This window comes from Pandoraea sp. CB10b_02 (assembly GCF_002216225.1).
Classification (GTDB): domain Bacteria; phylum Pseudomonadota; class Gammaproteobacteria; order Burkholderiales; family Burkholderiaceae; genus Pandoraea; species Pandoraea nosoerga.
The window spans coordinates 181,365-194,163 of the sequence record NZ_NJGW02000003.1; the positions used below are offsets into that span (position 1 = coordinate 181,365).

The 12,799-nt window shown below is 64.6% G+C and carries 12 protein-coding genes; 4 read left to right on the plus strand and 8 right to left on the minus strand.

Features of this window, described 5'->3' with window-relative positions; genetic code table 11:
- Window positions 1-576: 576 nt before the first annotated feature.
- Both ispH and CDN36_RS04280 read right to left on the minus strand, forming a co-directional pair.
- Window positions 577-1,551 carry a 4-hydroxy-3-methylbut-2-enyl diphosphate reductase gene (gene ispH / locus CDN36_RS04275; protein WP_150556751.1) on the minus strand — a complete coding sequence of 325 codons (975 nt, stop codon included), beginning with the start codon at window positions 1,549-1,551 and terminating at the stop codon, window positions 577-579.
- A gap of 8 nt (window positions 1,552-1,559) precedes the next feature.
- Complete coding sequence (locus CDN36_RS04280) at window positions 1,560-2,015, minus strand: FKBP-type peptidyl-prolyl cis-trans isomerase (protein ID WP_287496064.1); 456 nt, start codon at window positions 2,013-2,015, stop codon at window positions 1,560-1,562.
- Window positions 2,016-2,176: 161 nt separating this feature from the next.
- Here CDN36_RS04280 and radC point away from each other — a divergent pair, with 161 nt between their 5' ends.
- The 4 genes from radC (at window position 2,177) to nadB (ending at window position 5,372) form a co-directional block, all read left to right on the plus strand.
- Complete coding sequence (radC, locus tag CDN36_RS04285; protein ID WP_150556749.1) at window positions 2,177-2,851, plus strand: RadC family protein; 675 nt, start codon at window positions 2,177-2,179, stop codon at window positions 2,849-2,851.
- Between the two features lie 225 nt (window positions 2,852-3,076).
- Window positions 3,077-3,310, plus strand: a complete 234-nt coding sequence (rpmB, locus tag CDN36_RS04290; RefSeq protein ID WP_039405121.1) for a 50S ribosomal protein L28 — start codon at window positions 3,077-3,079, stop codon at window positions 3,308-3,310.
- Window positions 3,311-3,326: 16 nt separating this feature from the next.
- The gene (gene rpmG, locus CDN36_RS04295; RefSeq protein WP_010807102.1) at window positions 3,327-3,494 is read left to right on the plus strand and encodes a 50S ribosomal protein L33; all 168 of its coding nucleotides are present in this window, start codon (window positions 3,327-3,329) and stop codon (window positions 3,492-3,494) included.
- Window positions 3,495-3,767: 273 nt separating this feature from the next.
- Window positions 3,768-5,372: an L-aspartate oxidase gene (nadB, locus tag CDN36_RS04300; protein ID WP_287496065.1), complete on the plus strand. Its 1,605-nt coding sequence runs from the start codon at window positions 3,768-3,770 to the stop codon at window positions 5,370-5,372.
- A 148-nt stretch (window positions 5,373-5,520) separates the two neighbouring features.
- On the opposite strand, the gene nadC is transcribed toward nadB, so the two are convergent.
- From nadC to purN, 6 genes are all read right to left on the minus strand, one after another.
- On the minus strand, window positions 5,521-6,426 hold the full coding sequence (gene nadC, locus CDN36_RS04305; protein WP_241014072.1) for a carboxylating nicotinate-nucleotide diphosphorylase: 906 nt from the start codon (window positions 6,424-6,426) through the stop codon (window positions 5,521-5,523).
- On the minus strand, window positions 6,423-7,556 hold the full coding sequence (gene nadA / locus CDN36_RS04310) for a quinolinate synthase NadA (RefSeq protein ID WP_287496066.1): 1,134 nt from the start codon (window positions 7,554-7,556) through the stop codon (window positions 6,423-6,425). The genes nadC and nadA overlap by 4 nt, the downstream gene beginning before the upstream one ends.
- Before the next feature lie 93 nt (window positions 7,557-7,649).
- Window positions 7,650-8,846 carry a DesA family fatty acid desaturase gene (locus CDN36_RS04315; RefSeq protein WP_287496067.1) on the minus strand — a complete coding sequence of 399 codons (1,197 nt, stop codon included), beginning with the start codon at window positions 8,844-8,846 and terminating at the stop codon, window positions 7,650-7,652.
- Window positions 8,847-9,145: 299 nt separating this feature from the next.
- Entirely contained in the window at window positions 9,146-10,570 is a 1,425-nt protein-coding gene (locus CDN36_RS04320; protein WP_150556745.1) for a mechanosensitive ion channel family protein, read from the minus strand.
- 43 nt (window positions 10,571-10,613) lie between these two features.
- Window positions 10,614-11,933, minus strand: a complete 1,320-nt coding sequence (locus tag CDN36_RS04325) for an RsmB/NOP family class I SAM-dependent RNA methyltransferase (protein WP_150556774.1) — start codon at window positions 11,931-11,933, stop codon at window positions 10,614-10,616.
- Between the two features lie 161 nt (window positions 11,934-12,094).
- Window positions 12,095-12,745 carry a phosphoribosylglycinamide formyltransferase gene (purN, locus tag CDN36_RS04330; RefSeq protein WP_150556744.1) on the minus strand — a complete coding sequence of 217 codons (651 nt, stop codon included), beginning with the start codon at window positions 12,743-12,745 and terminating at the stop codon, window positions 12,095-12,097.
- Window positions 12,746-12,799 lie beyond the last annotated feature (54 nt).

Consider the following 12,799-nt stretch of genomic DNA (forward strand, 5'->3'; position numbering starts at 1 on the left):
ACCATCTATGGGCCTGTACAGCGCACCAATCTAATAAGCAATTCCCGTGCCCATGCGATTTTGAGGGTTTCGTCTAATTAAGGAAGTGTATAAATAACTGGATTTACCAAAACCGAATATCAGTTACGGGTTTGAATTCTGTAATTGTTGAATAAATAATTAGGGCGTCCAGTTTCACCAGACAACACACGGAAATGCACGGATTCGGACATGCGGCGACCTCGCAAATCATGGGAGCCGCATGCGTGAATTGCGCAGCGGGGTTTTGCTGGGTTTTGCGGGTTTTGTGAGGTTCCAACCCAATCGGGGGAACGGGATGGGAAGCGAACAGGCAGGGGCGCTGGCGAACCCGCCTGAAAGCGGCGCGCCGGCACAGGCGGCACAGGCGGCACAGGTAGCACGGGCGACACACGCGACACGACGCGCCCCAGGCAAGCGCGGGCGGCGGAACGCGAAGGGCAATAAAAAAACCGGAGGTCGCCCGATGCGACGCTCCGGTTTGCTGGCGATGCGGCGTGTGCGCTGCGCCTGTGCGGCGTTACCGCGAACGGCCGCCGCTTTTCACGAGGTCGGCGCTCAGTCGGCGGCCACCTGCGTGAGGCCCTTGGGCAGCGGAAACGCGATGTTCTCTTCAACGCCCTCGAGCACCTTGACCTGGTTCACGCCCAACTCACGCAGACGCGACACGATCGACTGCGCCAGCACTTCGGGCGCCGACGCACCTGCCGTCACGCCAATGCGACGCTTGCCGTCGAACCACTCGGGCTTGAGCTGGTCGGGCGAATCGACCATGTAGGCCGGCACGCCCATCTTCTCGGCCACTTCGCGCAGGCGGTTCGAGTTCGAGCTGTTCGGGCTGCCCACGACCACCACGACGTCGCATTGCGGCGCCATGAATTTCACGGCGTCCTGACGATTCTGCGTGGCATAGCAGATGTCCTGCTTCTTCGGCTCGACGATCGCCGGGAAACGCTTCTTGAGCGCATTGATGACTTCGGCGGCGTCGTCCACGGAGAGCGTCGTCTGCGTGACGTAGGCCAGCTTGCTCTCGTCGGCCACCTGCAGATTCAGCACGTCTTCGATCGTCTCGACGAGGAACATGCCCTCGCCCGACTGCCCCATCGTGCCCTCGACTTCGGGGTGGCCCTTGTGGCCGATCATGATGATCTCGAGCCCCTGGCCGCGCATCTTCGCGACCTCGACGTGGACCTTCGTGACGAGGGGGCACGTGGCGTCGAAAATGCGGAGCCCGCGCGCCTGCGCTTCAGCACGGACGGCTTGCGATACGCCGTGGGCGCTGAAGATCAGCGTGTTGCCCGGCGGCACGTCGGCGAGTTCCTCGACGAAGATCGCGCCCTTCTTGCGCAGATTCTCGACGACGTAAGCGTTGTGCACGATCTCGTGGCGCACGTAGATCGGCGCGCCGTACATGGCCAGCGCGCGCTCGACGATCTCGATCGCACGATCGACGCCGGCGCAAAAGCCGCGCGGCTGGGCCAGCAGGATTTCCGCATCCGACAGCGTCGGTGCTACGAATTGGGTGGCGCTCATCTCGATTCCTACAGAATGCCGATAATCTGGGCTTCGAACACGATCGGCTGTCCGGCCAGCGGGTGGTTGAAGTCGAACAATGCCCAGCCGTCGCCCAGCTCGCGCAGGATGCCCGCGTAGCGGCCACCGCTCGGCGCGTTGAACTCGACCAGATCGCCGACGCTATATTCTTCGCCGAAGTTGCTGTTCTCCTGCAACGTCTTCATCGAAACGCGCTGCAGCAGCTCGGGATTGCGTGGGCCGAATGCCTGCTCGGGCGCCAGTTCGATGCGGCGCCGCTCCCCCACCGTCATTCCCAGCAACGCCTGCTCCAGCGTGGGCGCCATCTGGCCGCCGCCGAGCTGCAGCGTCGCAGGGGTGCCTTCGAAAGTGTTGACGATGTCCGCACCGTCGGGCGCGGCAATCCGGTAGTGGAGCGTCAGATAGGAATCGTCTTGAACCACGGGGGTTGCGACAGAACTCATGGGGGTCTCACAGCAGGGTCAAGCTATTATTGTAAACGACGACGCGTTGCGCGTCCGGCTCCCCATCAACGCTGTTCCCGATTTTTTCCATCGGCGGCAGCCTCGTTCGTCAGAGACGCCCCGGCATCATGCGGCCGGGCGCATCCGCCTCCGGAGTCGTCATGTCCATCGCCCAATGGCCGCTCACCGAGCGCCCTCGTGAAAAAATGCTCTCCCGCGGCCCCGGCGCCCTTTCCGACGCCGAGTTGCTCGCCATCTTGCTGCGCACCGGCTCGCACGGGCGCAACGCCGTCGATCTCGCCCGGGACCTGCTCGCCCGCAGCGGCTCGCTCGCCCGGCTTCTGGCCATGCCGTTCGAGACGCTGCGGCAGGTGCCCGGGCTCGGCCAGACCAAATGTCTTCAGTTCCAGGCCGCGCTCGAAGTCGCGCGCCGCATGCTCGGCGAAGGCATGCAGGCCGGCAGCCTGCTCGATTCGCCCGAGCGCGTTCGCGATTACCTGCGGCTAACGCTGCAGGATCCCTCCCGCGAACGCTTCGCCTGCCTGTTTCTGGACGCCGCTCACCGGCTCGTGAGCACGCGGGTGATGTTCGAAGGCACGCTCACCCAGACTTGCGCCTACCCGCGCGAGATCGTCCGGGCGGCCCTCGAGACCCATGCTGCGGCGGTCATCGTCGCCCATAATCATCCGTCCGGCGTTGCGCGCCCGAGCACGGCCGACCTGGCGCTCACCCGCCAGTTGGGCGAAGCACTGGCGCTGCTGGAGATCCGCCTGCTCGATCATTTCATCGTGGCAGGCAGCAGTGTGTACTCGCTCGCGGAGCACGGCGAGGTGTGATTTCCCGCAACATTTGCACAAGAATTCGGCAGGCATGTCGCGCTCGGGGGCGGCTTGCGCTATAATCCGTCCCTTCCCCGAATCTCCGACAGACGTTTCCCGCCAGGGACTCGCATCCTACATCGACTAAAGCGATTGATTTGTCTGGGATTTTTGTGGTATCATCGCGGTCTGTCTTTTCGACTCACCATTTTTTTACACAGAATTCTGGGTTAGGAGTGCTTCATGGCACGCGTATGTCAAGTGACCGGGAAAGCGCCGATGGTCGGCAACAACGTTTCCCACGCCAACAACAAAACCAAGCGCCGTTTTCTCCCGAACTTGCAAAATCGCCGGTTCTGGGTTGAGAGCGAAAACCGTTGGGTGCGCCTGCGCATTTCGAATGCCGGCCTGCGCCTGATCGACAAGAACGGTATCGACGCCGTTCTGGCCGACCTGCGTTCGCGCAACGCCATCTAAGTTTTAGGAGCTCATCATGGCAAAAGGCGCTCGCGACAAGATCAAGCTGGAATCGACCGCTGGCACGGGTCATTTCTACACGACCACCAAGAACAAGCGTACCCATCCGGAAAAGATGGAAATCAGCAAGTTCGATCCGGTGGCTCGTAAGCACGTGCCCTACAAGGAAACCAAGATCAAATAAGATCAACAGGTTTTCTCGCAACGGTTCGCCGTTGCGTTCGATACCCCGCCCCTGGCGGGGTTTTTCGTTTTATCCCGCTCCTGGCGGGGTTTTTCGTTTCCGGGCGTCCCGAAATTCGCTGCGCTACGCGCTGCGTAGTCGCGCGCGACACTATTTCGCCAAGGTGCGCATAGTGGCTCGTGCCACACGCGTATTGACTCGCTATACTGGCTCATTTTCCATCACGAGGCGCGCACCACCGCCGTGGCGACGACTCCGGAGACAGCCCGTATCATGAATTTCGATGTCGTCATCGTCGGCAGTGGACTCGCCGGCCAGTCCGTCGCCCTGCATCTAGCCGACACCTGCCGCGTCGCGCTGGTCGCCAAGCGCCCGATGCCCGAAGGGGCCAGCGACTGGGCGCAAGGCGGCATCGCCGCGGTGCTCGATTCGACCGACAGCGTCGACGAGCATGTGGCCGATACCCTGGTCGCCGGCGCCGGACTCTGTGACGAAGGCGCCACGCGCTTCATCGTCGAGCACAGCCGCGAGGCGATCGAGTGGCTCATCGCCCAGGGCGTGCCCTTCACCCGCGACGAGGCCGCCGAACTCGGCTTCCACCTCACGCGCGAGGGCGGCCACAGCCATCGCCGCATCATCCATGCGGCCGACGCCACCGGGCACGCAGTGATCGCCACGCTCACGGAGCGCGTGCGGCGCCATCCGAACATCACGCTTTTCGAGAATCACTTCGCAATCGACCTGATCACGTCGGACCGCCTCGACGCTGCACCGACCGCCGGACGCCACTGCCAGGGTCTGTACGTGCAGGATCTGGGCACCGGCGAAGTGCTCGCCATGACGGCGCGCCACACGGTGCTGGCGACCGGCGGTGCAGGCAAGGTCTATCTCTATACGACGAACCCGGACACCGCGACCGGCGACGGCATCGCAATGGCCTGGCGCGCCGGCTGCCGAATTGCGAACATGGAGTTCATCCAGTTCCATCCGACGTGCCTCTATCACCCTTACGCCAAGTCGTTTCTGATCACCGAAGCGGTGCGCGGCGAAGGCGGACGACTGGTGCTGCCCGACGGCACCCGCTTCATGCCTCAGCATGACCCGCGCGCCGAGTTGGCGCCGCGCGACATCGTGGCGCGCGCCATCGACTTCGAGATGAAGAAGCACGGGCTCGACTGCGTCTATCTCGACATCAGCCATCAGAGTCCGGAATTCCTTCGCGAGCATTTTCCGACGATTCTCGCGCGCTGCGCCCAACTCGGCATCGACATCACCACGCAACCGATTCCTGTCGTGCCCGCCGCGCATTACACGTGCGGCGGCATCGTCACCGACATGCACGGCCGCACGGATTTGCCGGGACTGCACGCGGTCGGAGAAGCCACCTACACGGGGCTGCATGGCGCCAACCGGCTGGCGAGCAACTCGCTGCTCGAATGCATCGTGCTTGGCAAGGCCGCGGCGGAGGACATTCAACGCGGCGAGTTCACACATCCGACCGTTGCCGACGTGCCGCCCTGCGACGAGAGCCGCGTCTCGGATGCCGATGAGGAGGTCGTCGTCGCCCATAACTGGGACGAGCTGCGCCGCATGATGTGGAACTACGTCGGCATCGTGCGCACGACCAAGCGTCTGGAGCGCGCGCAGCATCGCATCGCCCTGCTTCGCGAGGAAATCACCGAGTATTACGCCAATTTCCGTGTGAGCCGGGATCTGCTCGAACTACGCAATCTGGTGGACGTCGCGTCGCTCATCGTGGACAGCGCGCTATCGCGCCACGAGAGCCGCGGCCTGCACTTCTCGCGCGACTTCCCCGATACGCTGCCCAAGGCGCTGCCGACCGTCCTGTCGCCCAACCTGGCGCGCCGCAAGCCCTGACGTGGCGTTTTTCCATCCATCAAAAAAAAAGCCGCAGAATCGACGCTGCGGCTTTCTTGATTCGATGCGGCGTGATCGGCGTCGGTGATGCCGCCCTGACGTGCGTCTGGCGCGGCCTGGCGCCAGACGATGGGAATCGCCCGAGGGCTTAACCGACCGTCTCCAGAATTCGCATCGAGAAGTCTGCGGCGCGCACGTCCTTGGTCAGCCCCCCGACCGAAATCCGGTCGACGCCCGTCTCGGCAATCGCGCGCAACGTCTCGAGGTTGATGCCGCCCGAGGCTTCGAGTACCGCACGCCCATCCGTCACGCGCGCGGCCTCGCGCATCATTTCCAGCGAGAAATTGTCGAGCAGGATCGACTTGGCGCCACACTCGAGCGCCGTTTCGAGCTCTTCGAGCGACTCCACTTCGATCTGCACCGGCACCCCGTCGGCCAGACGATCGGCGTTGGCGAGCACCTGCCGAATACCGCCTGCGGCCGCGATGTGATTCTCCTTGATGAGAATGCCGTCGTAGAGCGCGAGACGTTGATTGGCGCCGCCGCCGACACGCACGGCAAACTTCTGCGCGAGGCGCAGGCCCGGCAGCGTCTTGCGCGTGTCGAGCACCCGGGCTTTCGTACCCTCGACGATATCGGCGTATCGGCGCACCGCAGTCGCAACACCGGAGAGCATCTGCAGGAAGTTCATCGACGTGCGCTCACCGGTGAGCAACGCGCGCGCGGGGCCGTAGATGTCACAAACCGACGAATCGGGCGTCATGCGATCGCCTTCGCGGTAATGCCATTGCACACGCACGGAGGCGTCCACGCCCTTCATGCAGCGCTCGAACCAGCGCACGCCGCACAGTACCGCCGACTCGCGCACGATGATGCGCGCGTGCGCCATTTCGTCGGCGGGCACGAGCAGACCGGTCAGATCGCCGGCGCCGATGTCTTCTTCGAGCGCGTCGCGAACATTGCGCGACAGGGCAGCTTCGAGCGGTTCGCCGAAGCTGGCGAATTCGGGAGAGAGCGCCTCGTCGGTGCTCAGGAGTCGGGATTGCGTCGTCATGCGGGGCCTACACCGGCAAACAGCGCGCCGTCGCGCGCGAAATCGCCGCTGGCGCGCACATTCTGCTTACGCGCCTCGGCGAACGTCAACATGCGGTCGATACAGGTATGGGCGCGCTGCCCGATGTCCGGATCGACGTGGATCTCGTTTCGTCCCGACTCCAGCACGTCAGCCAGATTCTGCAGACTGTTCATGGCCATCCACGGGCAGTGTGCGCAGCTCTTGCACGTGGCGCTGTTGCCCGCCGTCGGCGCTTCGATGAAACGTTTGCCCGGCGCCGCGGCCCGCATCTTGTGCAGGATGCCGTTGTCGGTCGCGACGATGAACTCGGTCGCGTCCATGGTCTGCGCGGCGGCAATCATCTGCGAGGTGGAGCCGACCACGTCGGCCTGCTCGACAACCGACGCCGGCGACTCCGGATGCACCAGCACCTTGGCGTTCGGAAATTCGCGGCGCAGCAGCTCCAGCTCCGTCCCCTTGAATTCGTCGTGCACGAGACACGCGCCCTGCCACAGCAACATGTCGGCGCCCGTCTGCTTCTGGACGTAGCTGCCCAGGTGGCGGTCCGGCGCCCACAGGATCTTCTTGCCCTGCGCGTGCAGATGCGCAACGATCTCCAGCCCGATGGAGGAGGTCACCATCCAGTCGGCCCGCGCCTTCACCGCCGCACTGGTATTCGCATACACCACGACCGTGCGGTCCGGGTGCGCATCGCAGAAAGCGGCGAACTCGTCGGCGGGGCAGCCCAGATCGAGCGAGCAGGTCGCATCCAGATCCGGCATCAGAATGCGTTTTTCGGGACTGAGAATCTTGGAGGTTTCGCCCATGAAGCGGACGCCGGCCACCACGAGCGTCTTGGCGGGATGGTTGCGGCCGAAACGCGCCATTTCGAGCGAATCGGCCACGCAGCCGCCGGTCTCCTCGGCGAGATCCTGCAAGTCCGAATCGACGTAGTAGTGGGCCACCAGCACGGCATCGCGCTCGACGAGCAGGCGCTTGATACGGGCCTTGAGCGCGGTGCGCTCCTCCTGCGACGGTGTCTCCGGGACGCGCGCCCACGCCTGGGCAACGCACGTGGCGCCGCTCGGTGCGGGGCGCTCGAATTCTACGGATTTGAGTGAGGCGTTCATGTTCACGTGGTCCGTGGGGACCGGGAATGACAAAAACCCCGCCGTAGCGGGGTTTCGATTATGCGTCAAAAACGCAATTCTGGCTGAGACCGTTCACGCGTAGCGGCGCAGGCGCGAAGCAAATTCCTGCAGGGCGTGAATACCACTTTGCTCCGCGCGATGGCACCAGTTCTGCAACTGGCTCAGCAGTTGCTCGCGCGAGGCGTTGGAACGCTCCCAGATGCCGGCCAGCTCGCGGCGCAGTTCGTAGTATGTCTTCACCGCATTGCTGTGCGCGAAGATCTCGCCCAGTTGCTGCTTCTGCGGCTCCTGCAGCGACGCTTCGTCGTGATGCAGCCACTTGCGCGCACCGCGCAGCAGCTGATACTCGCCATGCAGACGCTTTTCCTTGAAGCGCGCCAGTTCCTCGCCATAGGCGCGCTTGAAGGTTTTGGCATAGCGCGCCATCACTTCGTAGCGGTTCGAGAGCACGGCCTGCAGCGTATCGTCGTCGCAGGCAGCCTTGTTCTTCGCGAGCTTGGGCGTCGGCGCGATCTTCTTCACCTTGGCGAGTCCCACGGCCGAGAGCATGCGGATGTACATCCAGCCGATATCGAACTCGTACCACTTGTTCGACAGCTTGGCCGACGTGGCATACGTGTGATGGTTGTTGTGCAATTCTTCGCCGCCGATGATGATGCCCCACGGCAGCAGGTTCGTCGACGCGTCCGCGCAGTTGAAATTGCGGTAGCCCCAGTAGTGGCCCAGACCGTTGACCACCCCGGCCGCCCAGAACGGAATCCACACCATCTGCACGGCCCAGACGGTCAGACCGATGGCGCCGAACAGCGCGATGTCGATGATCATCATGAGGCTCACGCCGAGGATCGGATAGCGCTTGTAGACATGATTTTCGATCCAGTCATTCGGCGTGCCGTGGCTGAACTTGCGCAGCGTCTCTTCGTTCTTCGCCTCGGCGCGATAGAGTTCGGCCCCTTCGGCGAGCACCTTCCACAGCCCGCGCGTCTGCGGGCTGTGCGGGTCTTCCGGCGTTTCGCACTTGGCGTGGTGCTTGCGATGGATGGCGGCCCATTCGCTGGTGACCATGCCGGTCGTCATCCACAGCCAGAAACGGAAGAAGTGCGAGACGATCGGATGCACGTCCAGCGCGCGGTGCGCCTGGCAGCGGTGCAGATAGATCGTGACGGCCGCGATGGTCACATGGGTGAGCCCCAGCGTGAACAACGTGATCTTCCAGCCGCTCCAGTCGAGCAGGCCGGTCGAGAGAAATCCAAGGAGACTGTCCAGCAAAATATCACTCCAAACTAATCAATACAGTAACAATCACGGCAAGCCGCCGTGCCTTGTCTTGTCGGGTCCGGGCGGCTTGCACCGCCACCGCGTCAGGTCTCGTTCTTACGCTCGCTTGACGCTTGGATTCGCTGGAGGTCGGCAAGTTGCTGAAGCCGGGGCGAGATGGGCGGAAAACGTGCCGGTGAACGTCGGTTGTTATGGTTTGGGGGCATTTTACCCGACGGACTGTTGCCCGTGTGTAGCCTGCCCGCCACGCATTTTGTCGCAGGTCAACCCGCCGCCGTAGGCGAGTGCGTCTACGGCGCCGTCTTTACGCCGTCATCCGCCTGCGGGGGCGTCTGCGCGGCGCCGGGCAGCGCTTGCGGGTTTGCCGCCCCCGAGGCCGGCGGTAAACCCGCCTGAGCGGCGAACGCGCCCGGCACGCCCTCTGCCCAGTCGTTCAGAATGCGTATTTCGCGCTGCGCATACGGAATTTCAATGCCATGCTCGCGAAATGTGCGCCAAATCCGCATATTGATCTCGGAGCGGATAGCTCCGCTGCCCTGTGCCGGGTCCTGTATCCAAAACCCCATTTCAAGATCCATCCCATCGGCGCCGAAGTTGAGCAGCAATGCCAAAGGGGGCGGATCGCTCAGCACGCGGGGGATCCCCTCGGCGGCCTTGAGCATCAGTTGCATCGCCAGTTCGACATCGGCGCTGTACGCGACCTGCACGTTCACCTTGGCGCGGCCGCGCGTCTCGGTAAAAGAGTGGTTCTGCACGACGTTCGTCACGAGTTGCTCGTTGGGCACGAGCGCTTCCACGCCGTCGAGCCCGCGCACCACCGTGTAACGCGTATTGATCTGCGAGACCGTGCCGTGGTACGGGCTGATCGTGATGAGATCGCCGATGCGCACCGACCGGTCGAGCAGGATGATGAAGCCCGACACGAGGTTCGACGCGATCTTCTGCAGGCCGAAACCGAGCCCCACGCCGAGCGCGCCGCCGAACACGCCGAGCACCGTGATGTCGATGCCGACGAACGACAGCGTGGCGAGCACGGCGATGAGGGTGAGTACCCCCTTCACCAGCCGTGAGAGCACCACTTTGAGGTTGCCGTCGAGCGTGCTGGTGCGCACGATCCGGTCTTCGATCAGTGAGCCGACCCACATGGCCAGCACCAGCGTCACGCCGATCCAGAGCAGTCCCGACAGGATGGAGAGGAGCGTCAGATGGCTCGCGCCGACGGCGAATCGCACGCTGCCCAGCCATGTGAGGATGTCGTCGTGCACGCCCAGCACGTAGGCAAGCATCGACAGCCAGGCGAACAGCGTGAATACGCGCTCGAAGATCTTGAGCAGCCCGTAAGCGTGCGGCGACGAGGCGAACAGGCGCCGCGCGAAGTAGAACGCCAGGTAGATGAGTGCCGTGCCGAACAGCGGCACCTCCGCGAGCCGCAGCAGCGACACGCGCATATATTCCTGCAGCACCACGCGCGTGAGCGCCACGCACATCCAGCCGAACATCGGGAAGAACGAGCGGCGCAGGCTCGACGAACCCGCCCGCCGCGCGGGCGCCACGCGCTCGAAATGGCGTTCGAGCCGACCGATCATCCAGCGTCGCACCATGAACGCGACGGTGAGCGCCCCGACGAGCGCCACGATCTGCCAGACGATCTGCGGGTCGCCGAAATCACGAACGACGTCCCGCACCAATTTCGCGAAAGCCGGACTTTCCTGCATTGCGATCTCTCTTGTTATAGGCCGGCGGCCGCCGCCTCCGGCCTCAGGCCGGACGGCGCTCGAACACGGCGGCAAAGAAGCCGTCGGTCGCGTGGCGGTGCGGCAGCAGTTCGAGATACTTGCCCGTGTCCAGACCGCGATCGGCCCCGCTACCCGCCCCGCTACCGCCCCCGCTACCGAGGCCGATCTTCTGCGAGGCGAGCAGCTCGTTGGCCGGCACCAGCACGAACTCCGGATGCGCCGCGGCAAACGCCTCGGCAATCTCGCCATTTTCCTCCGTCAGCAAACTGCACGTAGCGTACACGAGACGGCCACCCGGTTTGACCAGACGCGCGGCGCTCGCGAGGATAGACGCCTGCTTGTGCGTGAGCTCCTCGACCGACTGCGGCGACTGGCGCCATTTCAGATCGGGATTGCGACGCAGCGTGCCGAGCCCGCTGCACGGCGCGTCGACGAGCACGCGATCGATCTTGCCCGCCAGACGCTTGATCTTGCTGTCGTTCTCGCTGTCGATCATGACCGGATAGACGTTCGACAACCCGCTGCGCGCCAGACGCGGCTTGAGCTTGGCGAGGCGCTTTTCCGACACGTCGAACGCATACAGACGGCCCGTCGAGCGCATCTGCGCGCCAATGGCGAGCGTCTTGCCCCCCGCGCCGGCGCAGAAATCGACGATCATCTCGCCGCGACGCGGCGCCACGAGCTGGCACAACAACTGGCTGCCCTCGTCCTGCACTTCGATCGCCCCCGACATGAAAAGCGGATGCTTCTGCAGCGCCGGCTTGCCCGCCAGACGAATGCCGTTCGGCGCGAAAGGCGTCGGCTCGGCAGAGAAACCGTCGGCGCGCAGCTGGGCGAGCACGTCGTCGCGGCTCGCCTTGACCACGTTCACGCGGCAGTCGAGCGGCGCGGGCTGGTTGAGCGCGGCGGCCAGCGCTTCGAGTTCCTGCGCGTCGAAGCGCCTGGCCAGACGTTCGTAGAGCCACTCCGGCAGGTTGGTGCGCACCCGCGCGGCGAGGCTCGCCGGATCGATCTGACCGACGTGCTCGAGCCACGCGGCCTCCTCCGGCGTGGCCACGAGTTCCACCGAGGCGATGCCGCGCGTGAACGCCAGTCCGAGCAGCGCCAGACGGCGCTCCAGCGGCCCCGTGCCGCTCGTGGCGTGCTGGCCGAACTCGAGCTTGCGGCGCAGGATGGCGAAAACCGTCTCGGCAAGCACGCCGCGCTCGCGGTGGCCCAGCTTGGCGTTCGCGCGGAAGTACGTGCTCACGAGGGTGTCGGCCGGACCGGTGAACTTGAGCACGCTGCCGAGCAGCATCTGCGTGTGCTCGAACAGCGCCGGCGAGAGTCGCTCGCCGCGCATGCGCGCGCTCTCGGTCGGCGGCGCTTCGGGCGCCCCGTGGCGACGTTCGGCGCCGGGACGGCCGCCCCGGCTGCCCTTGGCCGCGTTGCGCGAATCGAATGACTTGCCGCCGTGGCGGCTGCCGGTGTGTGCGCCATCGCGGCGCTGGGTCGGGCGTGTGCTCATGCGTCCTCACCAAAGAGCCATTGCGGTTCAGGCGTGCCGTCGGCGGCGGGTTTGACCGTCACGCGGCCATCGGCCACGATCAGACGATCTTCCACGAACCAGCGCACGGCGCGCGGATAAATGATGTGTTCGAGCGGCAGGATGCGCGCCGCGAGCGTCTGCGGCGTGTCGCCGGCGCGCACGGGCACCGCCGCCTGCAGCACGAAGGGGCCGTGATCGAGATCGGCCGTGACGAAATGCACGGTCGCGCCGACGATCTTGCAGCCGGCCTCGAGCGCGCGGGCGTGCGTCTGCAGGCCCGTGAACGCGGGCAGCAAAGACGGATGGATGTTGACGAGCCGGCCCGCGTAGCGCTCGGTGAATTCCGGTGTGAGAATGCGCATGAAACCGGCCAGCACGACCAGATCCGGCCGATGGCGGTCGATTTCGGCGGCCAGTTCGGCGTCGAACGCCTCGCGGGTCTTGCCGCGGCTCGGCACGACAGCCGTGGCGATGCCGTGTTGCTGCGCGAACGCCAGGCCTTCGGCCTCGGCGCGATTGGCGATGACGGCTGCCACGCGGGCCGGCCAGCCTTCGGCGGTACAGGCGCGGACGATAGCCTGCATATTGCTGCCTCGTCCGGAAATCAGGATCACAATGTTCTTCATCGGCGGATTTTATCATTGGCGCGTCGCACCAGACAGCCGATCCGCGCCGCGAAG

Excerpts from the sequence above, each read along its gene's own strand:
- ispH (WP_150556751.1), bottom strand. The coding sequence starts at position 1,551 with ATGAGCGCCACCCAATTCGTAGCACCGACGCTGTCGGATGCGGAAATC.
- CDN36_RS04280 (WP_287496064.1), bottom strand. The coding sequence starts at position 2,015 with ATGAGTTCTGTCGCAACCCCCGTGGTTCAAGACGATTCCTATCTGACG.
- radC (WP_150556749.1), top strand. The coding sequence starts at position 2,177 with ATGTCCATCGCCCAATGGCCGCTCACCGAGCGCCCTCGTGAAAAAATG.
- rpmB (WP_039405121.1), top strand. The coding sequence starts at position 3,077 with ATGGCACGCGTATGTCAAGTGACCGGGAAAGCGCCGATGGTCGGCAAC.
- rpmG (WP_010807102.1), top strand. The coding sequence starts at position 3,327 with ATGGCAAAAGGCGCTCGCGACAAGATCAAGCTGGAATCGACCGCTGGC.
- nadB (WP_287496065.1), top strand. The coding sequence starts at position 3,768 with ATGAATTTCGATGTCGTCATCGTCGGCAGTGGACTCGCCGGCCAGTCC.
- nadC (WP_241014072.1), bottom strand. The coding sequence starts at position 6,426 with ATGACGACGCAATCCCGACTCCTGAGCACCGACGAGGCGCTCTCTCCC.
- nadA (WP_287496066.1), bottom strand. The coding sequence starts at position 7,556 with ATGAACGCCTCACTCAAATCCGTAGAATTCGAGCGCCCCGCACCGAGC.
- CDN36_RS04320 (WP_150556745.1), bottom strand. The coding sequence starts at position 10,570 with ATGCAGGAAAGTCCGGCTTTCGCGAAATTGGTGCGGGACGTCGTTCGT.
- CDN36_RS04325 (WP_150556774.1), bottom strand. The coding sequence starts at position 11,933 with ATGCGCGGCGAGCGACTCTCGCCGGCGCTGTTCGAGCACACGCAGATG.
- purN (WP_150556744.1), bottom strand. The coding sequence starts at position 12,745 with ATGAAGAACATTGTGATCCTGATTTCCGGACGAGGCAGCAATATGCAG.